Origin of the sequence: Metabacillus herbersteinensis, from assembly GCF_042433335.1 — a bacterium.
Lineage (GTDB): Bacteria > Bacillota > Bacilli > Bacillales > Bacillaceae > Metabacillus > Metabacillus herbersteinensis.
On the sequence record NZ_JBHLVO010000029.1, the window covers coordinates 25,287 to 49,415 of the forward strand.

The following is a 24,129-nucleotide window of genomic DNA, read 5'->3' on the forward strand; positions in this document are numbered from 1 at the left end:
ATCTCCCGGCTTTCCTTCTGTCAGATGCATAAGCAAATCATTATATTTTAATAAAGGAGTTTAAAATTGATGAAAAAAGTAGAGATTTTTGATCCGGCTATGTGCTGTTCAACAGGAGTTTGCGGCCCAAGTGTCGATCCTGAATTAACTAGGGTCGCATCTGCAGTTTATTCTTTAAGTCAAAAGGGATATGAGATTGAACGTTACAATCTAGCAAACGATCCAGGTGCTTTCGCTGACAACCAAATGATCAATCAATTGCTTCATGAAAAAGGACCAGATGTGTTACCAATTACTCTTTTCGAGGGTGAAGTTGTAAAAGAGGGAACGTATCCTTCAACAGAAGAATTTTCAGCGTGGTTCAACTTAAGTAAGGAGGAATTAAAGCAAAAGCCAAAGAAGAGACTGTCCATTAGTTTAAATCAATTGTAATGAGGAGTAGGTGAACAAATGTATCCGCCTTTTAATCCGAAAAATGAAATCGAAACTCCTTTCTTATTTTTTACTGGGAAAGGTGGAGTTGGGAAGACATCAACAGCGTGTGCAACGGCTGTTTCACTGGCAGATCAAGGGAAAAAGGTTTTATTAGTCAGTACAGATCCTGCCTCAAATCTGCAAGATGTCCTCGAGATTGATTTAACAAATCAAATCGTATCAGTCCCAACTGTCAAACATTTATATGCATGTAATCTTGATCCAGAAGAGGCAGCATCTGCTTACCGGGAGCAGGTTGTTGGTCCTTATCGTGGAAAGCTACCTGACACTGTTGTAGCTACTATGGAAGAACAATTATCAGGAGCCTGCACTGTAGAAATTGCAGCTTTTGATGAGTTTACAAGATTGCTGGGTGATTCTACCGTTGTCGAAGATTATGATCACATCATTTTTGATACGGCCCCAACTGGACATACCCTCAGACTTTTACAGCTTCCTACTGCATGGAGTGGTTTTTTAGAGGAAAGCACTCATGGGGCATCATGTCTTGGACCATTATCTGGTTTGGGAGATAAAAAAGATTTGTACTCAAAAACAGTTGATGCTTTATCAGATTCTAAAAAAACGACCTTAATCTTAGTGTCTCGACCTGATTCATCCTCTTTATTTGAGGCAAATCGAGCATCACTTGAGTTAAGAGAAATTGGGATAAACAATCAGATTCTTCTGATCAATGGTCTGCTACAAACGCACTTATCTGAAGACGAGATTTCAGCTGCATTTTATCACCGTCAACGTAACGCTTTACAAGAAATGTCGGATTCTTTAAAACAAGTGATTACCTATTCCCTGCCTTTTGTTTCGTATTCGCTGACAGGTATTCAAAATCTGCGTTACTTATTTAAACAATACACATTGTCTGTTTCAGAAATACAAGCTAAACGTGAAGGTTCTTTATCATTACCTGGATTAAGTAAAGTCGTTCAAAACTTCTCGAACAACCAGACACGTATCATTTTTACAATGGGTAAAGGCGGTGTCGGCAAAACAACGGTTGCATCTGCCATAGCCGTAGGTTTAGCCGAAAAGGGTCATAAGGTTCATTTAACAACAACCGATCCTGCCGCACATTTAGAGTATATGTTTGAGCAAGGTACTGGGAAGGAATCTCTGTCTATCAGTAGTATCAATCCAGGTGAAGAAGTCGAAAAATACAAACGTGAAGTACTTTTAAATGCCGGTAGAGAACTGGATGAAGAAGGACTTGCCTACCTTCAAGAAGACTTAAATTCACCTTGTACGGAAGAAATTGCTGTATTTAGGGCATTTGCGGATGTTGTCGACCGATCGGAACAAGAGATTGTCGTTATTGACACAGCTCCAACAGGTCACACCTTGTTACTACTTGATTCTGCAGAGGCTTATCATAAAGAAATGACACGAGCAACAGGTGAAGTTCCTAAGAGTGTGAAAAAGCTGCTTCCTCGACTAAGAGACCCAAAAGAAACTGGGGTTGTAATTGTAACTTTGGCAGAAGCAACACCCGTGCTTGAAGCAGGAAGATTACAAGAGGACTTGAAACGGGCGCAGATTGAGCCAAAATGGTGGGTCATTAATCAAAGTTTATATGCAACAGATACTAAAGATACTGTTTTAAAGGGAAGAGCGATTTCAGAAAAGTCTTGGATTCAAAAAGTGACACTAGACTTTTCTTCTCATACAGCCATTATTCCATGGATGAAGGAAGAAAAACTGGGCTATGAAAAATTAATGGATTATTTATCTGCTTATTGACAAGGTGATAAAAAACGGGCAACACATGTAGAAGGAGCAAGTACACTACTGGGGTCAAACATTATAAAAAGGTGGAATATAATATGACAACGAAAAACTATCACGAATTAATCAAAAACCGAATTTATATTGGTGGTGCAGACGATGCTCAAGAAATGATAGCTAACGAAAAAGCTGACGTTGTTTTTGATTTAAGAGCAGAAGCACCTCTTCATAGACCTGAATATAATCGTATTCATAGCCCGATTGTTGACGATGCTGATCCACAAGATGAATCTGTAAAGAAAGCCATTGATCATGTGGTAAAAGCGTACAACGAGGGAAAAAAGGTGTATTTCCATTGTGCAGGTGGGAGTAACCGTACAGGTACAGTCGCAATTGGTACACTTTTAGAACTTGATCAAGCTAGAACAATTGAGGAAGCTGAGGGAATTGCTAAAACAGTTCGTCCAAAAATCAATGTAAAGCCTGAAATGAAAGAATCATTAAAGAGAATTTACCCTCACGCATAAATAAAGGAAAAAGGAGACCGAAAACATGAAAATTACTGATGAGGCTAAACAGATATTAGAAAATATTTTCAAAGAACGCAATACTGACAGCATAAGAGTTTATTCTCTAGGTTCAGGATGCTGCGGTCCGCAGATCGGTTTATCTTTAGATGTTCCGCAAGAAACAGATGTTATTCAAGAAGTAAATGGTGTGAAGGTTGCACTAGATCCACAAATCACTTCTTCTGTTGAAGAAGTGACGTTAGACAAAGAGGACACCGCAGAAGGTGCTGGTTTCGTATTAATAGGCGGCAGCGAGTGCTGTTAAAGATTAGCAAGTCTCAGAATTCCTGAGACTTTTTTTATTTCGATGATACAACTGATTTAAATTTCATGGGGGATTTAAAGGATTACAATTTAGATTTGAAGAACTTATTAAAATCACATAGATAGAAGGTGTATGAGTTGGATTATCAATTAGAAAAAATGGTAGACAGTGATTGGGATCAAGTCATATCTATTTACCTTGAAGGGATTGCGACAGGCAATGCTACATTTGAAACAGATGCTCCTTCTTGGGAAAGCTGGGATAGAAGTCATTCTAAAACATGTCGAGTGGTTGCTAAAGCTGAAAATATTGTCCTTGGCTGGGTAGCATTAAGTCCTGTCTCGGGAAGATGCGTATACGCAGGAGTAGCCGATGTAAGCATTTATATTCGTTCTACAAACAAAGGACTTGGTATTGGGAGTGCCTTACTTCGAACAATTATAGATTTAAGTGAGAAAGAAGGTTTTTGGACACTTCAATCAGGAATTTTCCCAGAAAACATTCCTAGTTTAAAAATACATAAAAAAGAAGGCTTCCGAGTAGTTGGTGTGAGAGAAAGTATTGGTAAACCGAATGGTGTTTGGAGAGATGTTGTACTCTTAGAGAGACGAAATCATATTAAATAGTATTTTTTATAAGGTCAAGGTAAAATATTAACGTTCCAAGATAGCTATACTATGCTGGTAAGAATAAGTTCTGAAACCAATTAAAACTACTAATTATGAAGATTGAGGCTTTAAAAAAGAGGTTAAATTTATAAACAATATAATTCAGTTAACTCTGAAGATCTAGTAATTAGAAATTTACTAACTAGGTACAGTATTTAGAGTGGTAGGTTTCATAAATGGATCAGAAAAGTGGCTTTTCCTATGGGAGGTCGTAAATATTGCAAATATACGCTATATAAATATTGAAAAGTTACTTCTTCGAAAAAATCCGATCATTCCAAAAGATAGGAAAGATCGGATTCAATGATCATATGTCATTAATTTATACCAAGAATTATTGGTACGCTTATCTTTTTTCTAGTTAACATAATATATATTATAAACAGTTGAATATTAATAATTAAACCAGGTCTCAATACTAAAGTAAACTCAAGTGATTGAGACAAAATATCGTTTTTATTAATTTATTAAAAATTGACTGATAAAATTTTAATCAGTATTAATTAGAATTTTTATATTTTATATCACTTCAGAATTCTCTTTTTAAAAAAAATTAACAAAAAACCACCATTTTAAATTAAAATGGTGATTTTTACATTTATCATTAATTCAGTTCCTTGTGCCCAGGAATTACACTGTCTTTGAAAACTGAATCTTTTCCTTCTTTTCGTTGTTTTCCATAGTTTTTTAGCACCGCTACTGCGATTCCTAATTGCAATGTGATAGCGATTAGTTTGTTACGGCCATTGCACACATATATCTTTTTAAAAATATATTTCCTGCTGATACTACTTGATCTAAAAAACTCCATATACAACACCAAATATGTAAAATATCTCTATAAAGCCGACAAGTTATTGTGCCATAATTTAATGATATTAAAATCAAAATACATAACTTATAGGTTTCACCCTTATTGAAACTGTATTTACTCATCTATAATTGGAACAAGTGTTCCTCAATAATTTAGTACAACAAAAAGAGAACTGATCTTATTTTGATCAGTTCTCCCCTTTTTACTCTTTACCTTTTTGATCAATTGCCATCCAAACTTTAATTACCGGACCAGCGTCTTGTTCATCTACGAAGAATGAGCCATTGCTGTATCTGTCATTTGGGCGCAAATTAGAAGCTGGAATGCTTTCTATAATTCCTTTTTTTGTCTCGATATAGATTGTTTCATCATTCGTAACTACTTCGGCACCGACAATTCGATGTGAGTTATTTTTCAACTCTCTTAACATTATTAATCCGCGTTTTGCGCGAGATGACTTTTCAAATTCTGAAAGCGCCATTTTTTTTACAGCACCACGTTGCGTGACAATCATGATTTGTTGCTTCTCATTAGCACGTATAACTTTCCCGCTTACAACGTAATCATCTGGCTTAAGATTAATCCCCTTTACACCAGCAGCACGAGGGCCAACTAGATTTACTTCTTCTTCCGAAAACCATAATCCGTATCCAAAGTTTGTGGTAAGAAATAAATCTTCCTGACCGGATGTAAGATGGACATCAATTACTTCATCTTCACCTTTTACATTTACACCAACTAGTGGTTTAGTGTAGCGCTGTGCTTTATAGTGACTTAGCTCAGTCTTCTTGACCATTCCACTTTTCGTTACAAAAACCAAATACTGAGATGCAGTGAATTCTTTAATTGGGATCGCTTTTATCAGTTGTTCACGTTCAATGGGAATGATGTTTGCAATATGCTGTCCTAGATCTTTCCACCTGATATCTGGTAATTGATGGACTGGACAATATAAGTAGTTCCCTTTGTTGGTGAATAAAAGAAGCACATCGGTTGTATTCATTTCATGAAGTGCTAACAATCGGTCACTATCTTTCATTCCAAAGTCCTTGCCGTTGGAAGCTGCATAAGAACGTTGACTTGTTCTTTTTACATAACCCTCATTTGTTACTGTAACAAAGACATCTTCTGATGCAATCATGACTTCAAGATTAATTTTGATTTCTTCAATTTCGGCTTCAATTACTGAACGACGTTCATCAGCATATGTTTTTTTGATTTTCTTTAAGCTCGTTTTAATGACTGTAAACAATGTTTTTTCATCGTTTAGTATAGATGATAGTTCGTTTATTTTGTCTGCAAGCTCTTTTGCTTCAGATTGCAATGCCGTAATATCTGTATTTGTTAGACGGTAAAGTTGCAAGGAAACAATTGCTTCTGCTTGTGCTTCTGTAAACGTATATTCCCTGATTAAGTTGTCTTTTGCGTCTCTTTTGTCTTTAGATGAACGGATCGTTGCAATGACTTGATCTAAAATTGATAACGCTTTGATAAGACCCTCAACAATATGTTGTCGTTCACGAGCTTTTCTTAACTCATAATTGGAGCGATTTGTGATAACTTCCTTCTGATGATGAATATAAGCATCTAAAATATTCGGTAAGCTCATCAGCTTAGGACGGCGGTTATGAATGGCAACCATGTTGAAGTTGTAAGTAACTTGAAGATCACTGTTTTTATAAAGATAGTTTAAAACACCTTGAGCATTTGCTTCTTTTTTTAACTCAATGACGATACGAAGACCAGTACGATCTGTTTCATCACGAACTTCAGCGATTCCTTCTACTTTTCGTTCAATTCGGAACTCATCCATACGCTTAACTAAGTTCGCCTTGTTTACTTCAAAAGGAACTTCAGTGATCACGATTTGCTGTTTTCCACCGCGAATATCCTCAATCGCAGCTTTAGAACGGATGATGATTTTACCCTTACCTGTTTCGTATGCTTTTTTAATTCCATCAATACCTTGGATGATACCACCAGTTGGAAAATCAGGTCCTTTTAAAACGGTCATAAGCTCATCTACTGTACATGTAGGCTTGTCTATACGCTTGATGACAGCATTAATCACTTCGCCTAAGTGGTGAGGTGGTAGTTCTGTTGCATAACCAGCAGAGATACCTGTTGAACCATTCACAAGCAAATTCGGGTACGCTGCAGGTAAAACGAGTGGTTCTTGGCTTGTATCATCAAAGTTAGATACAAAGTCGACTGTTTCTTTATCTATATCTCTTAAAAGCTCAGAGGCAATGGATGATAGTCTGGCTTCTGTATAACGCATCGCAGCTGGAGGATCTCCATCAATACTTCCGTTGTTTCCATGCATCTGGATGAGAAGATTACGGACTTTCCAGTCTTGACTCATCCTCACCATTGCATCATAAACAGAGGTGTCACCATGGGGATGGTAGTTACCGATAACATTTCCGACTGTTTTAGCAGATTTACGGTACCCTTTTTCTTGAGTATTTCCCTCGTGATGCATTGCATATAAAATTCTACGTTGTACCGGCTTTAGACCGTCACGTGCATCTGGCAGTGCACGATCTTGGATAATGTATTTACTATATCGACCGAAACGATCACCGATCACATCCTCTAGAGGTAAATCGCGAAATTTTTCTACATGTTGTGTCAATTACTTTACCTCCTCTGTGACCGATAAATGCTCATTTTCTAATATGTTTGTTTCTTCATCTAAACCAAAGGCCACATTGTTTTCTATCCACTTTCTACGTGGTTCAACTTTATCACCCATAAGGGTTGTAACGCGACGTTCTGCACGGGCAGCGTCGTCTATTTTTACTCGGATAAGCGCTCTAGTTTCAGGATTCATCGTTGTTTCCCAAAGCTGATCCGCATTCATCTCACCTAATCCTTTATAACGCTGAATCATATATCCTTTACCAATCTTTTTGATGGCACCAGCTAACTCATCATCAGACCATGCATACTCAACTACTTCTTTCTTTCCATTTCCTTTACTAACCTTATATAGAGGAGGCAATGCAATGAACACTTTACCTGCTTCAATAAGTGGCTTCATGTAACGATAAAAGAAAGTTAAAAGTAAGACTTGAATGTGTGCACCATCTGTATCAGCATCTGTCATAATAATTACTTTTTCGTAATTCACATCTTCAACGAGAAATTCAGCTCCCACTCCAGCCCCAATTGCATGAATGATCGTATTAATTTCTTCGTTTTTAAAGATATCTACGAGCTTTGCTTTTTCAGTGTTGATGACTTTTCCTCTTAGTGGAAGAATAGCCTGGAATCGTCGATCACGACCTTGTTTCGCTGACCCACCGGCAGAATCTCCCTCCACTAAGTAAAGTTCGTTTTTAAGAGGGTTTCGTGATTGAGCAGGAGTAAGCTTACCACTAAGATTGGTCTCGGAACGCTTTCTTTTCTTCCCGCTTCTTGCTTCCTCACGTGCCTTTCTTGCCGCTTCTCTTGCTTGAAAAGCTTTGACAGCTTTTTTTATTAATAAAGTGCTCGTTTCAGGATTCTCGGCGAAGAAGTAAGCGAGGTTTTCTGAAATAATGGCATCAACAGATGAACGTGCTTCACTTGTTCCAAGCTTTCCCTTTGTTTGTCCTTCAAATTGAAGAAGATCCTCTGGAATTCGAACAGAAATGACAGCTGCAAGCCCTTCTCGAATATCTGATCCTTCTAGATTTTTATCTTTTTCCTTAAGAGTCCCTATTTTACGTGCATATTCATTGAACGCTCTCGTCATAGCCGTTTTAGCACCAGCTTCATGTGTTCCGCCATCTTTTGTACGGACATTATTTACGAAAGAAAGAATGTTTTCCGAATATCCATCGTTAAATTGAAAGGCGAAATCAACTTCGATGCCATTTTGTTCTCCTTCAAACGATACAACTGGAAGAAGGGTATCCTTTTCTTCATTCAGGTAAGAAACAAACGCTTCGATCCCTGTTTCATATTGATACACTTCATGTGCCTGAGTCCGTTCATCGATTAATTCGATTTTCAAGCCTTTTAAGAGAAACGCAGACTCACGTAGCCTCTCACTTAATGTTTCGAAGTTATATGTGGTTGCACTAAAGATCGTTGTATCAGGCTTAAAATGAATCGTTGTTCCTGATTTATTCGTTTTGCCTATTTTCTCAAGTGTTGTTGCAGGCTTCCCACCATATTCAAATTCTTGCTTATATATAAACCCGTCACGGTATATCGTTACGATTAGCCACTCCGACAAAGCATTTACAACAGAGGCACCTACACCATGTAGTCCCCCACTTGTTTTGTAACCACCTTGACCAAATTTCCCACCTGCGTGTAGTACAGTAAGGATAACTTCAGGTGTTGGTTTCCCAAGTTTGTGCATACCTGTAGGCATTCCGCGTCCTTTATCCTGAACCGAAATGCTGTTATCTTTATGTATTTTTATGATGATTTGGTCACCGTGTCCTGCTAATGCCTCATCAACAGAGTTATCGACAATCTCATATACTAAATGATGCAAACCGCGTATATCAGTACTCCCGATATACATCCCAGGACGTTTTCGGACAGCCTCTAGGCCTTCTAATACTTGTATCGCATCATCATTATATTCAAACTGTTGTTGCTTACTCAAACGACTAAACCCCTTTCACTGACAAACCATACAAAAATTGCGTGCTAGTAAGAACGTATGTTTTAGTATTTTAAACAAAAATTTTAAAGACTGCAAGATAATAATCATTTAAATAATAGATAGTCCATGCTTTATTGTATATGTTAAATGGCGTTTCGCAAACATAATTCTTGTAGAAAAATAAAAAACCCCTGATGAAACAAGGATTTTTTACTTTATTACTTCATTATTTTGTTAAGGCATGCTCTACTTTTATACATCTGTTCATAATGACCGTTACATTTTTATTTTTCAATAACTCGTACGCTTCTTCGTTCTCAAGACCTAACTGTGCCCAGTACACATCCGCATCTATTTCTAAGAAGTCTTTGGCCACATCTAGTAATTGTTCAGATCGTCTAAATACATTAACTATATCTACGTGTCCTTGAATTTCTTTTAACGAAGCTACAGCAGGTACACCGAGGACTTCTTTGATGGTTGGATTAACCGGTATAATTTCATAGCCTGCTTGTTGCATTACTTGACTCACCATGTAGGACGTTTTTTCAGGGTTGTCTGATAAGCCTACAACAGCGATACGTTTACTTTTTTTTAGTATCTTACCTATTTCGTCTCTAGAAGGATATTTCAATGCCATTTATACCACTCCTTTTTGTCATTTTATCAACTATAGATTTTATTAACAATGAATATGCACTAGGAATTTTTTCTAATACTCCTTGTAAAAGGAACGATTCATACATAGTATAGAATGAGGCTTGACACAAAAAAATATTCTTGCATAGAGTTTAAGAGCAAATACGTGATAAAATAGTTTATACACTTATAAAAAGGAGATCCGATATGATTGAGGTCATTATTCTTGTTTTAGCTTATTTACTTGGATCCATTCCCTCTGGTTTAATTGTGGGTAAAATTGGTTACGGAATTGATATTAGAGAGCATGGTAGTGGAAACTTAGGTGGAACGAACACGTTTCGAACACTCGGTGTAAAAGCAGGACTAATCGTGACACTTGCTGATATTTTAAAAGGGACACTTGCTGCTGCATTGCCATTATTGTTTCAAGCTGATCTTAATCCTTTACTAGTCGGCACGATTGGTGTATTGGGTCATATGTATCCTATATTTGCTAAGTTTCGTGGTGGTAAAGCAGTTGCTACCTCAGGGGGAGTGTTATTATTTGCAGCTCCTGTTATGTTTGTAACGATGCTAGCTGTTTTCTTCATTCTCTTATACATAACAAAATATGTTTCACTCTCATCCATGTTGACTGGGATCTACGGACTCATTTTTAGTCTTTTTACTGGAGAACTCCCTCTCATCATTGTTCTCGCTTTACTAACAACCTTTGTAATTTACAGACACAGAGCGAATATAAGTCGTATTATGAATAAAACCGAGCCGAAAGTGAAATGGCTATAGAAAGAACCACTTTAAATAGTGGTTTTTTTTATATAGGTTTTTTTAAAAACATTTCCTCACCCCTTTTTACAAATTCTGTTCTTTTTCTACATCTTTCTTCAAAGTGTGTTTTAATCTTCTTGAATTTCCATTAAGATATAGTAAAACCAACACTAGGAGGTTACCTATGAAAAGAGTCTTACTTCCTCTTACTTTTCTACTTTTCATTGCTCTTTTTTTATTTTTAGCATTTGGACAAGCTACGCCTCCACAGGAAAAAGTAATTGGAACAACTCATGCTCCTAAACTTCTTTATAACAATTCATACAAAAAGTTCCAAACAACTGCATCCTTTTCCGCGGTCGGAGATATCTTGTTACATAGTTATGTTTATAAAGATGCGAAAACAAATGAAGGTAGCTATAACTTCTCCCCAATGTTTTCAGACGTAAAAGATCGAATGTCATCTGCAGATCTTACCTTTGCTAACCAAGAAACGATGATCGGCGGGACGGAACTTGGTCTGTCCACCTATCCCTCTTTCAATAGTCCTTATGAAGCAGCAGATGCTCTAAAAAGTGCCGGAGTAGACATTGTTGGAATTGCAAATAATCATACGTTAGACAGAGGGGAAGCTGCTATATTAAATGCAACAAATTATTATGACAAAATCAAGTTGCCTTACGTTGGATCGTACAAAAGTCAGAAAGATCAAGAAACCGTAAGAGTACTGAATGTAAATGGAATACGAGTTGGTTTTCTTGCATACACGTATGGTACAAATGGGATTCCCATTCCTGAAGGAAAAAACCACTTCGTAAACTTGATTGATATGGAGAAAATGAAACAAGATATAAAAGTGATAAAAAAATCCTCTGATGTTATTGCTGTTAGTATGCATTGGGGTACTGAGTATCAACGACAACCGAACGAACAACAAAAGGAATTAGCACAGTTTTTAGCGGATGAAGGAGTCCATCTTGTTATTGGCCATCATCCTCATGTTTTGCAACCAATGGAATGGAGAAAAGGCAAAAATGGAAATGAAACCTTTGTAATCTACTCATTAGGAAACTTTCTTTCTGCTCAAGAAAAAGATTATAAAGATATAGGTGGGATTTTCAATCTTCAAATAACGAAAAAATTAGATGGAGAAAAAACAGAAATACTTCTCCATGACCCATCCTTTTCACCAACGATTGTTTTAAACAAGCAAAAAAGTGAGTATCAAATTAAGTTATTAAACACGGTTAACAAACAACAAAACACCGAGATTGAAAAGCATATGTTTCAATATCTGAATAAAAAGGAAAATGAAAACTAGATCAGATCATTGGTAAGAAGTAAAATGGAAAGATATACTTGAAGTCGATAGGTAAGGAGTGTGCAGGAGATGAATATTACAATAAAAGACAAAGCAGCCAATTGGTACAGAAATGAATTAAACTTAAAACCTGGAGATTCTCTTCGGTTTTTTGTCCGTTACGGTGGAAATAGCACCATTCAAAGTGGTTTTTCTCTAGGAGTTGCGAAAGATCAACCCCAGAATAGTGGTGGAAACACCGAGGCTGATGGAGTGAACTTTTTTGTAGAAGAACAAGATTTATGGTACTTTGATGAACACAACTTACACGTGATTTTAATGAAAAAGCTGATGAGCCACGGTTTCATTATGAAAAAGCTGCTGATTAATAGATATCAGCAGCTTTTTTATGTTACTTAATTTATTCGACTTGTGACAAAATGGGACCTTATTTATTGAGCTTAAAACGTAGGATATGGTTTTCAAGGCGTTGTTTTCTTAAAACTTTAAGCTGAATTTCCCCCATGAGGTCATAGTGAGGAAAACGTTGATCGAAGTGAATCCACTCTCGTTTTAGCCCATATTCTTTTCCCCAGCACGCTAATTTTTCAACATCTGAGCAGCCCACTTTCGTGACACAGTGGGAGCCTGGAAAACGGTCATCTAGCCAAAAATGTGTTAAAAAAGCAATTTCACCTTTTTGTACAGATTCTTTCCATTGAAGTAATTCCGCTCTTTTTAGTCCAAATGCCATTTATTTTTTAGCCTCTTCATATGCTCTATGCCACTCAGGGTAATGTTTACGAAATTGGATTGGCTTAAAGCTATCTTTTTTTACACAAACATGTGTGGATACTGCCTCTACAGCCACTTCCCCTGCTGGAGTAAAAATTTTATAACCATAACCTACTTTAAAGCCGTTATATTCCTCTATCCAAGTATGTACTAGAGCAGTATCTCCATATTTAAGCGGTTTTTTATACTTAATTTGTAAATCAACAACAGGCGAAATAATTCCTTCCTGCTCCATTTCTGCATAAGAAAATCCTAAGTCCTTAATAAGTGCAGTTCGACCTACTTCCATCCAAATTAAATAATTCGCATGATATACAACACCCATTTGATCTGTTTCTGCATAACGTACTTCTATTTCTTTCTTTGAAATTAGCATGTTTCTCTCTCCCTCTTACTTGTCCACAATTTACCCTACATGATAGCATAATTTGAATTGTGATCAAAATAATAAGAAGCTGTTGTAATTAGTTAAAAAAAGAGACTGACCCCATAACACATTGCAAGGCTTACTAACTGCAATGTGTTTTGAGGGAGCCAGGCTCTTATACCTTTGCTTATTCAGTTTTATATCCATTTTCGCGAGCTTGTGCTTCGTCTTTTATCTCACCTCTAAAGGCATTAATGCTTTCTTCACGTCGGTGATTTTTCGCTTCAATCTTCTCTCGTTCTTCTCCAGATGCAAATTCAAGAGTTTCCTCAGCCTCTTCGATGTTTTCAATGGTGTTTTGAACCATATCTTGAAGCTTTTCTACGTTATCAGAGCGATTATCACGGTTTGGTTTGTTTGCCATTACTAACCCCTTCTTTCTAAAGATATGGTGTGAATCAACTATAGTCTGTTCAAATGAAGCGACTTCAACCAAGTTAATTTTTACTATAAAATCCGAAAAAAATAAGACGATTTCTCGCCCTATTCTCCTTTGGTTTGAATCACTTGTGCATGCTCCCCAGATTTGTCCTGCATCTGTTTGCCTTTATTTCCTGAAAAGCCACGTGGTTGAGTTCCAAGATGGCTCGGATGCATATGCTTTTCTACGTTATTAGGTTTTGTCATGTTTTTCGCCTCCTTAAAAAGTAGGTTACCCTTCTTTTATTGGATCATGACTAGTAAAGGTTGGATTAGTCCAATTTAGCCGACAACCTTTGCTCCATTCGTTCTTCAATTCGGTTAAGTGCTTCTTTATCTTCAAGAAGCTCCTTTTTGTTTTCTAAAACAAGTTCCTCAAATGATCTTTTTCTAGTCTTTCTCACAAAATCACCTCCGACATATTATTTTAAGTTTTACCAAAATAGAAAGAAAATAGTACAATTTTTAGAAAATAGACGAAAATTAGATAATATTATAAAAATAAGCATAAAAAAAGAACCGCAAAGGTCCCTTTTTTATGCTATAAACGGCATTTCCTCTTTTATTTCTTCACTAAGCTTTCCATTGTCTCATAAGACATCGCACCTGCGAATTTTGTTTGTATCCTACCTTCTTCATCTAGAATGTAAGATGTAGGATAAGACAGTACTTCATATTTAGTATTAATCGCCCCCTCTTCATCTATTGCAATTGGAAAAGATAAATTTAGCTCTTTTACAAACGCATCCACTGATTCCACACTTTTTTCTGTGTTTGTTAAGTTTACAGCTAGGACGACAACATTACCCTCGTATTTATCATAAAGCTTCTGCATATCAGGCATTTCAGCTCGACAAGGTCCACACCATGTAGCCCAAAAGTTTAATAAAACTTTCTTTCCTTGATAATCTGCTAATTGAACTGTTTCTCCACTTAACGTCTGTAGTTCAAAGTTAGGAGCGGCATTACCTTTTGCTAAACCCTCTCGTGGCTCTTTCGGACTAATTGCAGTCCATACGGCATATCCAATTAAAAAAACGAGTAAAGTAACTGCTAGAATTCTTTTCATACGTACCTCCTAAGACGAACGTTAATTAACGTTACAAATCAGTGTTAAAAATTTTTGTACGTTAGACCTAGTATCAAGTTAAGTCCCACTAAACTGTTTATACTTAATTTAACCATGGACAGATGAAAAGAACAATGGATCTGATTCTACAGAATTGTGAACAAAAAAAAAGAAACGGCAAAGCCGCTTCTTTTTTTGATCATTATCATCATTAATTTTTAAGCTTATCACGTAATACCATTGGTAGAATTCCGCCATGACGATAGTAGTCAATTTCAACATCACTATCAAAACGTACTAAAACTTCGAATTCTTTGACTTTACCATCTTGATCTGTAGCACGAACTTTCAAGAAGTCACGTGGTTTAACAGACTCATCGATTTGAACATCAAGTGATTCTGTACCAGTTAATCCAAGAACTTCTGCACTTTCGCCCGTTTTAAATTGAAGTGGTAAAACCCCCATTAAGACAAGGTTACTTCTGTGAATACGTTCAAAGCTCTCAGCAATAACTGTTTTAATACCGAGTAGGGTTGTTCCTTTTGCTGCCCAATCACGTGAGCTACCCATCCCATAATCCTTGCCTGCTAATACAATAAGATCTGTTCCATCTTGTTTGTATTTCATACAAGCATCATAAATCGATGTAACATCACCAGTTGGCCAGTAGGTCGTATAGCCACCCTCTGTTCCTGGAGCAACTTGGTTCTTAATACGAATATTTGCAAATGTACCTCTCATCATAACCTCATGGTTACCGCGACGAGATCCATATGAGTTGAAGTCTCTAGGAGATACACCATTTTCTTGGAGATAGCGGCCGGCTGGCGTATCTTTTCCAATTGATCCAGCTGGTGAAATATGATCTGTTGTCACTGAATCACCGAATTTAGCTACGACACGTAATGCCTTAAGTGGTTCAACTTTTCTAATTTCAGCTGTTAGCCCTTCAAAGAAAGGTGGATTTTGAATGTAAGTTGACTGATCATCCCATACGTATAACGCTTCATCAGTTGTTTCAATTTCATTCCAACGAGCATTATCATCAAATACTGTATCATACTCTTTTCGGAATAACTCTGGTGTAACAGTTTTCTGCACGATTTCATTAATTTCTTCTGTTGTTGGCCAGATATCTTTAAAGAATACATCATTCCCGTCCTTATCTTTACCTAAGGAATCTGTTCTTAGCTCAACATTAACTGTTCCTGCAAGTGCATAGGCAACAACTAGAGGTGGTGAAGCTAAGTAGTTTCCTTTAACAAGTGGATGAATACGTCCTTCAAAGTTACGGTTACCTGACAAAACAGCTGAAACTAATAAATCGTTTTTAGCAACTGCCTCTTCGATCTCTTCTAGAAGTGGTCCAGAGTTACCAATACATGTTGTACAACCGTATCCAACAAGGTTGAAACCTAATTGCTCTAAATATGGAAGTAAACCTGAATTTTCCAAGTAACCCGTTACAACTTTAGAACCAGGTGCTAATGATGTTTTCACATAGCTAGGCACCTTCAATCCCTTTTCAATCGCTTTTTTCGCAACTAATCCAGCACCAACTAATACATAAGGATTTGACGTATTTGTACAGCTAGTAATTGCCGCAATTGCGATTGCACCAGTTTTCATTGTCGTTTCTTCACCGTTACTCAATTTAACCGTTATTTCTTTGTTAATTTCTGTTGGCTCAAGTCCGAAGCCTTGGTTACCAGCAGGAGCAACTAAATGTTTGTGGAAAGTTTCCTTCATAACCGATAACGGAATTAAATCTTGTGGACGTTTAGGCCCAGACAAGTTCGCTTCAATTTCTGAAAGATCAATTTCTACAACCTTAGTGAAGATTGGATCTTCTAGGTCAGGTGTATAGAATAAACTATTTTCTTTGCAGTATTGACCCACCACATTGATTTGCTCTTCATCACGGCCTGTTAGACGCATGTAAGCTAATGCTTCATCATCAACTGGGAAGAATCCGCAAGTAGCACCATACTCAGGAGCCATGTTTGCAATTGTTGCACGATCTGCAAGTGGTAACTGAGCAACACCTGGTCCGAAAAACTCAACAAATTTGCCAACAACACCTTGTTGACGCAATACTTGTGTTACTTTAAGCGCTAAGTCAGTTGCGGTTGTACCATTCGGTAAATCCCCCACTAATTTAGCCCCAATTACTTCTGGTACAGGAAAATAAGATGGTTGTCCTAGCATTCCAGCTTCCGCTTCAATGCCACCAACACCCCATCCAAGAACACCAATACCATTAATCATCGTAGTATGAGAGTCTGTTCCTACTAACGAATCTGGGAAAGCTTCAAACTCTCCATTTTCGTTTTCAACTGCATGAACAACATTTGCCAAGTATTCCAAGTTCACTTGGTGAACGATACCAGTTGCAGGAGGTACTGCACGGTAATTGTCAAATGATTTCCTTGCCCAGCTCAAAAACTTATAACGCTCTGCATTACGCTCAAACTCTAAGTCCATATTAAATTGAAGTGCATCTGCTGAGCCGGCACGGTCAACTTGAACAGAGTGGTCAATAACTAAATCTACTGGAATTTCCGGGTTAATTTTATCTGGATCTCCACCCATATCAGCCATTGCTTTTCTTAATGAAGCTAAATCTACAACTGCGGGTACTCCGGTAAAATCTTGTAAAATTACGCGAGAAGGTTTAAAAGGTACATCAATTTCTTTTTGCTCACTAGTTCCCCATTTTGCAAGGTTTTCAACATGTTCTTTTGTAATAACTCTTCCGTCGACTTGACGTAAAACAGATTCTAAAAGAACTTTAATAGAAAATGGTAAACGTGTTGCTTCACCAATTCCTGCATCTTCTAATGCTTTTAATGAATAGTAATTGTACGTTTTTCCATTTACGTCAAAGCTTTTACGTGCTTGAAAAACATCATTCTTTGTCAATTGTTGTTGCTTAGTCACTAATTTTCTCCCCCTTTAAAGGATCAAGATCGACTCTTGTCGAAGGAACTCTTCCTCTAATAGTAAATATCTCACAATTCAATCTTAATACAACTATTAATATAAGTAAATAACAATGATGTTATTGATAAACATAAGTTTTTCTTATAGATAAAACACTTGTTTACTTTTCTACAATATGAAATTTATAAGCAACTATTTTTTGTTTATTTCACATGAAATTTATAATTCGTAACACACTATTCTCATGGGGGTGAGTTAAATTGGCAAAACGTAAAGCAAACCACGTAAAAAACGGGATGAATGACGCGAGTGCACAAGGAGTGGGAGCGGGTTACAACGAAGAATTCCAAAACGAACCACTTACTGAAGAACAAAGACAGAATAATAAAAAGAGAAAGAAGAATCAGTAGTGCTAAATTACTCGAATTAAGACAAAAAATGACGGGAATCCCGTCATTTTTTATTCGGTTTGATTTACTTCGCTAACAATCCGTTGTAAGTCCGATTGATATTGCTCAAGTCGCTGTCTTTGAGTTTCAGATGAATTCTCGAGAGCATTAGTGATTTGTTGATATGCCTCATTCACTTCTTCTTTAAGATGTTTTAATTGTGAGCCATAATCAGCACGGTCTTTTACAATGTTCTCATACACATCAAAAGCTTGTGTTGCGCCTTGCTGTGCTGCTTGAAACGATTGTTGCTTATCTTTGTTGTATGGCATCTAAAACCACATTCCTTTCAAAATCCTACTAAATAAAGCCATTAAACATCGTTAGTATGGCATTTGGACTTAAAAAATATTCATACAAAAAGAAAGAATGATTTCTTATACTTTTCCTAACTCTATATAGAGAAGGTAGGTGATTTTAATGACGAACAAGAACACAGGCAAAGATATCCGAAAAAACGCACCTAAAGGAGAAAATCCTGGGCAACCAGAACCTTTGAGTGGTTCCAAAAAAGTAAAAAATCGCAACCATACACGACAAAAGCACAATTCTAATCATGATATGTAAGTGGGACGGATTTTCCGTTCCTTTTTCAGGTGGAGTACTTACTACACTCATTCAGATATCATTTAAAGAATTGGCAATGATCGTGAGTTCAACCCTTGTGACAGTTCTAAAGTCTAAAAGCACCCTTTCTTGTTTAATTCGAACAATGATAGGGATCGCTTGCTCCCTTAGCTTTTTGGCTAAAGTTTCAGAATTAACTTCTTTGTGTTTTACAGAAACAACAACTGTAGGCAATTCCACATCTGGCATTGTACCTCCACCAACCTGGGAAACGTCATCAAGTAAAGCGAAAGTATATTTATTAGAGATTGGTTCAACTGCAGATAAAAATAATTTTGCCTTTAACATAATTTCTTCTTTTGTTAATAAAATATCTCTAACAGTGGGAATGCGTTTAAGGGACTTTTCCCCTTTTAAGTACTGCATTAGAGTTACTTCTAAAGCAGCTAGTGTCATTTTGTCAACTCTCAGAACTCTTGCCATCTGATGCTTTTTTAAACAATCAATCCACTTCTTTTTGCCGACAATAATACCTGCCTGCGGTCCTCCTAAAAGTTTATCTCCACTAAATGAAACTAGATCTGCTCCAGTATCAATTACTTGAGAAACAACAGGTTCGTCCCCTATTCCGTGCTTTCTAAAGTCGAACAATACACCACTTCCTAAATCTTCATAAAGGAGGAGTTGCTTATGGTTAACGGCTAATGCAGCAAGTTCATCTGTTCCAACTGTCTTCGTAAATCCAACCATTTTAAAATTACTTGTATGTATCTTCATAATCATCGCTGTTTGTTCACTAATCGCTCGTTCGTAGTCATGCAAATGTGTTTTATTTGTTGTCCCTATCTCTACTAACGTTGCACCACTTTCTTCCATAATCGAAGAAATACGAAACGAACCTCCAATCTCCACCAGTTAACCTCTAGAAACAATGACTTCTTTTTTATTTGCTAATGCCTTTAGAATAAGATAAACCGCAGCTGCATTATTGTTTACAACCATAGCCGATTCAGCACACGTTAATTTTTTTAACAAATCTTCGACTAAATCATGTCTAGAACCCCGCTTGCCATTTAAGAGGCTATATTCTAAGTTTGAGTAGTTTTTAGCGGTATCAATAACATGTGCGATTGCCTCTTTACTTAGTCTTGCTCGTCCAAGATTTGTATGAAGTACAGTGCCTGTTGCGTTTATTACTTTTTTTAGGGAAGGATCAATAAAATCGTTGAGTTTAACTTCCACCATTCTAAACAGTTTTTCCGATATTTCTTTGGTATCGTCCTTTTTAAACGAACCCTGCTTCATTTCTTCCCTCAACTGTTCAATTTCACCTTTTAGTACATTTGTAACGACATCTTTATTTAATTTCATAGACAATACGAGCTCTGTAAATCGTTTATCATGCTGCAACACATGTACAGCTGGTATTTTTCTTAATATAAGTTATTCATTTTCAACCTCCAAAAATCAGGTTCTATTAATAAAAATACCTAATTTCACGTATTTGGACAAATTATCTCGTGTTTAAGAATCACGAAAAATACACTATTTGAATAATCTATTTTTTATAGGGGTCATTGCGTTTCACTTTCTCCTGAGGAAGCACAATGAGAAAAAGTAGAGACAAAGAAAAAGCTTAAGTCTTGGAGGTCAATTTCCATGAGCAAGAAGAAAAAGTCAAATCCTGCCGATATAAATGGAATCGAAGAGTGGATGACACAATTTTTTTCAGATCCATTTACAAACTTTCTAGATCAGTATACGTTTCGAATTGATTTGTTTGAAACAAGTGAAGAATATATTGTTGAGGCTGAGTTGGATCAAATCAAAGCTGAAGACATTACAATAGAAATAAGTGATGAACATTTAAAGATTCTCATCTCAAGAAATGTTAAATCCGCTGAACATGATTGTGTCGAAAGATCTGTAATCCTTCCATTCATGCTAGAACAAAAAGTAATCAAGGCACAATTTGAGAATGGCATTCTTGAGATCATGATATCGAAAGAAGAAACTTGTAAAAGGAAAAACTGTAAAGTTCCAATACAAGTAAAATGAGATTACCTTTTGCTATGTGTAACTAAAAGAGAGGGTCAATCCCTCTCTTTAGACAATTGCATCATTTGCTTTATTACTTCCTGATGATTTGGAAACACACCGGTTTCCTTCTTTGAATATATTCTTTCTCCATTAACAGTTACTTCGAAGACACCTCCTGAACTTGGAATTAATTTAAGTTCTATGATGTTTAATCGAAAATGATTAAATAGGTCTTCCGCGAGACTCGCGGCTTTTGGTGCGAAGTTTCACATCATGCAAAATTCTACTGATACTTGATAGTTCATACTACATACCTCCCAAGATTAATTTTTTTAGATTTAGTTTGTTTTTTGGACAATCTTTCTTTTATTTTAATACATCCTCAATCTTGGTGCAAAAAGACAATTTTATGGCTAAACTCTCAAGAAGTGCTTTATACTTGTACCAAAGGAGGGATCATGTATGAGTGAACACGAAAAAATCCGTCTAACTTCATTTTCTTCAAAAGCTGGCTGAGGCTGCAAAATTGGTCCTGAGGACTTAGCGCAAGTTTTGCGTTACATACCAAAAAATACCCATGATGAGAATTTACTCGTTGATCATGAAACCTCTGACGATGCTGGTGTATATCTGCTCACAGATGAGTTAGCAATGATTCAAACAGTCGATTATTTCACGCCGATTGTGGATGATCCATACCAATTTGGACAAATTGCCGCAGCCAATGCATTAAGTGACATCTATGCAATGGGTGGTACTCCTAAAACTGTTCTCAATATTGTCGGATTCCCAATAAAAAAATTAGGTCATGAAATACTGGCTGAAATTTTAAAGGGTGCGGCTTCAAAGGTGGAAGAAGCAGGGGCAGTTATCGTAGGTGGACATTCCATTGATGACCAAGAGCCGAAATTTGGACTTTCCGTTACTGGATTTGCTCATCCGAAACACATTTGGAAAAATAACGGTGCACAACCTGGAGACGTAGTTGTTTTAACAAAACCGATTGGCGTTGGAATCCTTACGACAGGAATAAAACGTGAAAAAGTAAGTCCGGTACAAGTTGAAGAAGTTACTTCCTTAATGAGCACTTTGAATAAAGCGTCTGCTGAAGCACTGAGAGATTTTTCTCCACATGCAGTAACAGATGTAACAGGTTTCGGATTGCTTGGTCATGCTAGTGAGATGGCAATTGGAAGCAATGTGACCATAAACATTCACTATGACAAGGTTCCAATCTTAAACGGGACGATGTCATTAGCTTTGGACGGAATTGTACCTGGAGGATCCAAGGCAAATCATAGCTGGCTGGATTCAAAAGTAAACTATGATCGATGTCTTAGTTTTGAACAACAACTTATCTTATGCGACGCGATTACATCCGGAGGCCTTCTGGTCAGTATGTCACCAAGTGATGCACGAGGGTATGTAGAGACCTTAAAAAGATTAGGAAACCGATCTGTTGCCATTATCGGGACTGTTAGTGAGAAGAAGGAAAAATGCATTTATGCTTACTAAGATAGAGGCCAAAACCGGCCTCTATCAACTTACACTTTTCCACTTGCGAATGTCTTTCAAACGTACTGTTTGATTTGTTTTATCAAGCAATTCAAGGAATGGAACTAAATGTTTTCGACTTACTTTAAGAAGTTCCTTGGCATCTTTTATGGTGAAATTTTCTTCTGTACCTTCTTTTAATTGATGAACAGCTAATTCGTATGCTTCTTTTGAGACGATACTTTTTTCATCTAAGGTAAATGCGAACTCGTTTTCAAGTAAAAACTGTTTTAATTCAGTGGCAATGGCAGCTGGTATCCCTACTTTTTCATAATACTCGCGCCAAGATTTAACAGATAACTGATCAGCAGATAAGATAGATAGCAATTGTTCCATTTTTTTTCGCCATGTACTAGGAAAATGCGGTTTAAAGGAAGACAAATAAACATACTGCTCTCTTTTTAAGAAAGTAGATTTGTGCTCTGAATGAGTAAGTGTGTATTCTAACAGTTCATCTGTACAATAAAACAAAATCGCATCTTTAAGCTCTTTTTTATTCAAGCCCTTACGTAATGGATGTGTTTGATGGTATTGGGATAAATGACTTTTAAGTAGCTCTGATAATTGTTTAACTACTAGCTGTAAGGTGACCCATTTCTCTTTCACAACCACTATGTCAGTATGTTTCTTTACTAATTGTTGAAAGAGATCCTCTTGAATAGCTAAGTGCTTACAAATTTCCTCTATTTCCCTAATTTTTTCTCTTAAAAGAAAATCGCAAAGCCTCTCATATGGACTTCCATCCTTTTTTGAGCGCAAGTTCTCAATTGTCTTTGTACCAAATAAATAGTTCTCACCTTTAGGATCAATAACCCAGCCACCTCCGATTGTTTCAGCTGGTGTTGGACGCCTTAATACATAGCGATCGCCTCTTTTTGTAATTACTGGTTCATCTAATCGAAGTTGGCAGAGAATTTCATCTTTCCCATTAGCTATTTCGTTACGATCGAAAAAGATAATCTTTCCATAGACCTCTGCTGTTCCGATATGTAATTTAACTCGAGCTCGTTGTTTAATACAATGGTTTAAATTATCAATTGTTTTAAAGACGATGTCGAGGATATTCGTAGTTATTGTACTCGTTCCCGTTACCAGTACGTTCCCTCTTTTCATTTCACTTAAAGAGATCCCCGATAAATTGATTGCTGCTCGTTGACCTGCACCTATTTCAGAGACAGCGTGATTATGTACTTGCATTTGTCGAATCTTTATCTTTTTGTTTTGAGGCAAAATAAGTGCCTCTTCTGTATAACGAAGGCTTCCTTCGTAAACCGTTCCTCTCACCACTGCTCCATGGCCTTTCAATACAAATACTTGATCAATAGGTAATCGAAAATCTCCTATTCTTTCTTTGTCTATTACTTTTTCTAATCTTTCAGTCAGGATGCTTTTTAAAGTGTCGAGTCCATTTCCTGATAAACTATCTATAAAAAGAACTGGAGAATGTTCAAAAATGCTGTCTTGAAGTTCATCGACGATTTCTTCTTTGACAAGATCTCTCATTTCTTCATCAACACGATCAATCTTTGAAACTGCTACGATTCCATTCTTTATCCCAAGGAAGGATAGAATTTCTAGATGTTCCTTTGTTTGCGGCATCACACCTTCATCTGCTGCAACTACTAAAATAACTAAATCAATTCCAGCTACTCCTGCAATCATTTGCCTAATAAACCTCTCATGTCCAGGCACATCAACAATCGAAACATCCCAATCATCTTTCAGATTTAAAGGTGCAATCCCTGGCTCAATGGTAATCTTGCGTTCTATTTCTTCTTTCAAGGTGTCAGTGTTAATGTGGGTTAAAGCTTTTGTTAAACTTGTTTTCCCATGATCAATATGACCTGCCATTCCAATTGTAAAAAAACGTTTCATTTTCATCACCTTCTACTTTGCTTATTAATGGTTCTATTGTACTTCAAAATAATAGACAGTTTAAGTCGAAAGCTAGTTAGTAGCTTATACATTCTTTCTATCTTTTCATATAAATATTGAAAAGAAATGTAAGGGTGAGG

The 24,129-nt window shown here is 36.7% G+C and carries 24 protein-coding genes and 3 pseudogenes; 12 read left to right on the forward strand and 15 right to left on the reverse strand.

Annotated features, from left to right (window positions below; translation table 11 throughout):
• Window positions 1-69 precede the first annotated feature (69 nt).
• From arsD to ACFFIX_RS22250, 5 genes are all read left to right on the forward strand, one after another.
• On the forward strand, window positions 70-432 hold the full coding sequence (arsD, locus tag ACFFIX_RS22230; RefSeq protein WP_378937927.1) for an arsenite efflux transporter metallochaperone ArsD: 363 nt from the start codon (window positions 70-72) through the stop codon (window positions 430-432).
• An 18-nt stretch (window positions 433-450) separates the two neighbouring features.
• Window positions 451-2,229 carry an arsenical pump-driving ATPase gene (arsA, locus tag ACFFIX_RS22235; RefSeq protein WP_378937929.1) on the forward strand — a complete coding sequence of 593 codons (1,779 nt, stop codon included), beginning with the start codon at window positions 451-453 and terminating at the stop codon, window positions 2,227-2,229.
• A gap of 83 nt (window positions 2,230-2,312) precedes the next feature.
• Window positions 2,313-2,741, forward strand: coding sequence for a protein-tyrosine phosphatase family protein (locus ACFFIX_RS22240; RefSeq protein ID WP_378937931.1), 429 nt, complete (start codon window positions 2,313-2,315; stop codon window positions 2,739-2,741).
• A 25-nt stretch (window positions 2,742-2,766) separates the two neighbouring features.
• A complete protein-coding gene (locus ACFFIX_RS22245; protein WP_378937932.1) occupies window positions 2,767-3,048 on the forward strand; it encodes an adhesin in 282 nt (93 codons plus the stop codon).
• A 137-nt stretch (window positions 3,049-3,185) separates the two neighbouring features.
• The gene (locus tag ACFFIX_RS22250; protein ID WP_378937934.1) at window positions 3,186-3,674 is read left to right on the forward strand and encodes a GNAT family N-acetyltransferase; all 489 of its coding nucleotides are present in this window, start codon (window positions 3,186-3,188) and stop codon (window positions 3,672-3,674) included.
• A gap of 646 nt (window positions 3,675-4,320) precedes the next feature.
• On the opposite strand, the gene ACFFIX_RS22255 is transcribed toward ACFFIX_RS22250, so the two are convergent.
• The 4 genes from ACFFIX_RS22255 to ACFFIX_RS22270 form a co-directional block, all read right to left on the reverse strand.
• The gene (locus ACFFIX_RS22255; RefSeq protein WP_378937936.1) at window positions 4,321-4,470 is read right to left on the reverse strand and encodes a hypothetical protein; all 150 of its coding nucleotides are present in this window, start codon (window positions 4,468-4,470) and stop codon (window positions 4,321-4,323) included.
• 262 nt (window positions 4,471-4,732) lie between these two features.
• Window positions 4,733-7,168 (reverse strand): DNA topoisomerase IV subunit A, encoded by a 2,436-nt coding sequence (gene parC / locus ACFFIX_RS22260; protein WP_378937938.1) that lies wholly within the window; start codon window positions 7,166-7,168, stop codon window positions 4,733-4,735.
• Window positions 7,169-9,139, reverse strand: a complete 1,971-nt coding sequence (gene parE, locus ACFFIX_RS22265; protein ID WP_378937941.1) for a DNA topoisomerase IV subunit B — start codon at window positions 9,137-9,139, stop codon at window positions 7,169-7,171.
• A gap of 226 nt (window positions 9,140-9,365) precedes the next feature.
• Window positions 9,366-9,779, reverse strand: coding sequence for a CoA-binding protein (locus tag ACFFIX_RS22270; RefSeq protein ID WP_378937943.1), 414 nt, complete (start codon window positions 9,777-9,779; stop codon window positions 9,366-9,368).
• Window positions 9,780-9,985: 206 nt separating this feature from the next.
• On the opposite strand from ACFFIX_RS22270, the gene plsY reads away from it, so the two are divergent.
• The 3 genes and pseudogenes from plsY (at window position 9,986) to ACFFIX_RS22285 (ending at window position 12,238) form a co-directional block, all read left to right on the forward strand.
• Window positions 9,986-10,567 carry a glycerol-3-phosphate 1-O-acyltransferase PlsY gene (gene plsY, locus ACFFIX_RS22275; protein ID WP_378937945.1) on the forward strand — a complete coding sequence of 194 codons (582 nt, stop codon included), beginning with the start codon at window positions 9,986-9,988 and terminating at the stop codon, window positions 10,565-10,567.
• A gap of 166 nt (window positions 10,568-10,733) precedes the next feature.
• Window positions 10,734-11,870 (forward strand): CapA family protein, encoded by a 1,137-nt coding sequence (locus ACFFIX_RS22280; RefSeq protein WP_378937947.1) that lies wholly within the window; start codon window positions 10,734-10,736, stop codon window positions 11,868-11,870.
• Between the two features lie 69 nt (window positions 11,871-11,939).
• A pseudogene (locus ACFFIX_RS22285) lies at window positions 11,940-12,238 on the forward strand (HesB/YadR/YfhF family protein).
• A gap of 59 nt (window positions 12,239-12,297) precedes the next feature.
• Here the strand turns inward: ACFFIX_RS22285 and ACFFIX_RS22290 are convergent.
• From ACFFIX_RS22290 to acnA, 7 genes are all read right to left on the reverse strand, one after another.
• A complete protein-coding gene (locus ACFFIX_RS22290; RefSeq protein ID WP_378937949.1) occupies window positions 12,298-12,603 on the reverse strand; it encodes a hypothetical protein in 306 nt (101 codons plus the stop codon).
• Window positions 12,604-13,020: an acyl-CoA thioesterase gene (locus ACFFIX_RS22295; RefSeq protein WP_378937951.1), complete on the reverse strand. Its 417-nt coding sequence runs from the start codon at window positions 13,018-13,020 to the stop codon at window positions 12,604-12,606.
• A 178-nt stretch (window positions 13,021-13,198) separates the two neighbouring features.
• Entirely contained in the window at window positions 13,199-13,435 is a 237-nt protein-coding gene (gene tlp / locus ACFFIX_RS22300) for a small acid-soluble spore protein Tlp (RefSeq protein ID WP_378937953.1), read from the reverse strand.
• A 119-nt stretch (window positions 13,436-13,554) separates the two neighbouring features.
• The gene (locus tag ACFFIX_RS22305; RefSeq protein ID WP_378937956.1) at window positions 13,555-13,698 is read right to left on the reverse strand and encodes an acid-soluble spore protein N; all 144 of its coding nucleotides are present in this window, start codon (window positions 13,696-13,698) and stop codon (window positions 13,555-13,557) included.
• Between the two features lie 65 nt (window positions 13,699-13,763).
• Window positions 13,764-13,895, reverse strand: coding sequence for an FbpB family small basic protein (locus tag ACFFIX_RS22310; RefSeq protein ID WP_378937958.1), 132 nt, complete (start codon window positions 13,893-13,895; stop codon window positions 13,764-13,766).
• Window positions 13,896-14,053: 158 nt separating this feature from the next.
• Window positions 14,054-14,560 (reverse strand): TlpA family protein disulfide reductase, encoded by a 507-nt coding sequence (locus tag ACFFIX_RS22315; protein ID WP_378937960.1) that lies wholly within the window; start codon window positions 14,558-14,560, stop codon window positions 14,054-14,056.
• A 211-nt stretch (window positions 14,561-14,771) separates the two neighbouring features.
• Window positions 14,772-17,501 carry an aconitate hydratase AcnA gene (gene acnA, locus ACFFIX_RS22320; RefSeq protein WP_378937962.1) on the reverse strand — a complete coding sequence of 910 codons (2,730 nt, stop codon included), beginning with the start codon at window positions 17,499-17,501 and terminating at the stop codon, window positions 14,772-14,774.
• Between the two features lie 263 nt (window positions 17,502-17,764).
• On the opposite strand from acnA, the gene sspO reads away from it, so the two are divergent.
• Window positions 17,765-17,914 carry a small acid-soluble spore protein SspO gene (gene sspO, locus ACFFIX_RS22325; RefSeq protein ID WP_378937964.1) on the forward strand — a complete coding sequence of 50 codons (150 nt, stop codon included), beginning with the start codon at window positions 17,765-17,767 and terminating at the stop codon, window positions 17,912-17,914.
• 50 nt (window positions 17,915-17,964) lie between these two features.
• Here the strand turns inward: sspO and ACFFIX_RS22330 are convergent, their stop codons facing one another.
• Complete coding sequence (locus tag ACFFIX_RS22330) at window positions 17,965-18,225, reverse strand: hypothetical protein (protein WP_378937966.1); 261 nt, start codon at window positions 18,223-18,225, stop codon at window positions 17,965-17,967.
• A gap of 148 nt (window positions 18,226-18,373) precedes the next feature.
• Between ACFFIX_RS22330 and ACFFIX_RS22335 the strand changes: the two genes are divergently transcribed.
• Window positions 18,374-18,520 carry a small acid-soluble spore protein P gene (locus ACFFIX_RS22335; protein WP_378937968.1) on the forward strand — a complete coding sequence of 49 codons (147 nt, stop codon included), beginning with the start codon at window positions 18,374-18,376 and terminating at the stop codon, window positions 18,518-18,520.
• Between the two features lie 51 nt (window positions 18,521-18,571).
• On the opposite strand, the pseudogene selA reads toward ACFFIX_RS22335, so the two are convergent.
• Window positions 18,572-19,891: pseudogene (gene selA, locus ACFFIX_RS22340) on the reverse strand (L-seryl-tRNA(Sec) selenium transferase).
• A 288-nt stretch (window positions 19,892-20,179) separates the two neighbouring features.
• On the opposite strand from selA, the gene ACFFIX_RS22345 reads away from it, so the two are divergent.
• Window positions 20,180-20,578 carry an Hsp20/alpha crystallin family protein gene (locus ACFFIX_RS22345; protein ID WP_378937970.1) on the forward strand — a complete coding sequence of 133 codons (399 nt, stop codon included), beginning with the start codon at window positions 20,180-20,182 and terminating at the stop codon, window positions 20,576-20,578.
• A gap of 35 nt (window positions 20,579-20,613) precedes the next feature.
• Here the strand turns inward: ACFFIX_RS22345 and ACFFIX_RS22350 are convergent.
• Window positions 20,614-20,811, reverse strand: a pseudogene (locus tag ACFFIX_RS22350) (SelT/SelW/SelH family protein); the annotation flags it as partial.
• 211 nt (window positions 20,812-21,022) lie between these two features.
• On the opposite strand from ACFFIX_RS22350, the gene selD reads away from it, so the two are divergent.
• Window positions 21,023-22,075 (forward strand): selenide, water dikinase SelD, encoded by a 1,053-nt coding sequence (gene selD / locus ACFFIX_RS22355; RefSeq protein WP_378937972.1) that lies wholly within the window; start codon window positions 21,023-21,025, stop codon window positions 22,073-22,075.
• 24 nt (window positions 22,076-22,099) lie between these two features.
• On the opposite strand, the gene selB is transcribed toward selD, so the two are convergent.
• Window positions 22,100-23,989: a selenocysteine-specific translation elongation factor gene (gene selB / locus ACFFIX_RS22360; protein ID WP_378937974.1), complete on the reverse strand. Its 1,890-nt coding sequence runs from the start codon at window positions 23,987-23,989 to the stop codon at window positions 22,100-22,102.
• Window positions 23,990-24,129: the final 140 nt, after the last annotated feature.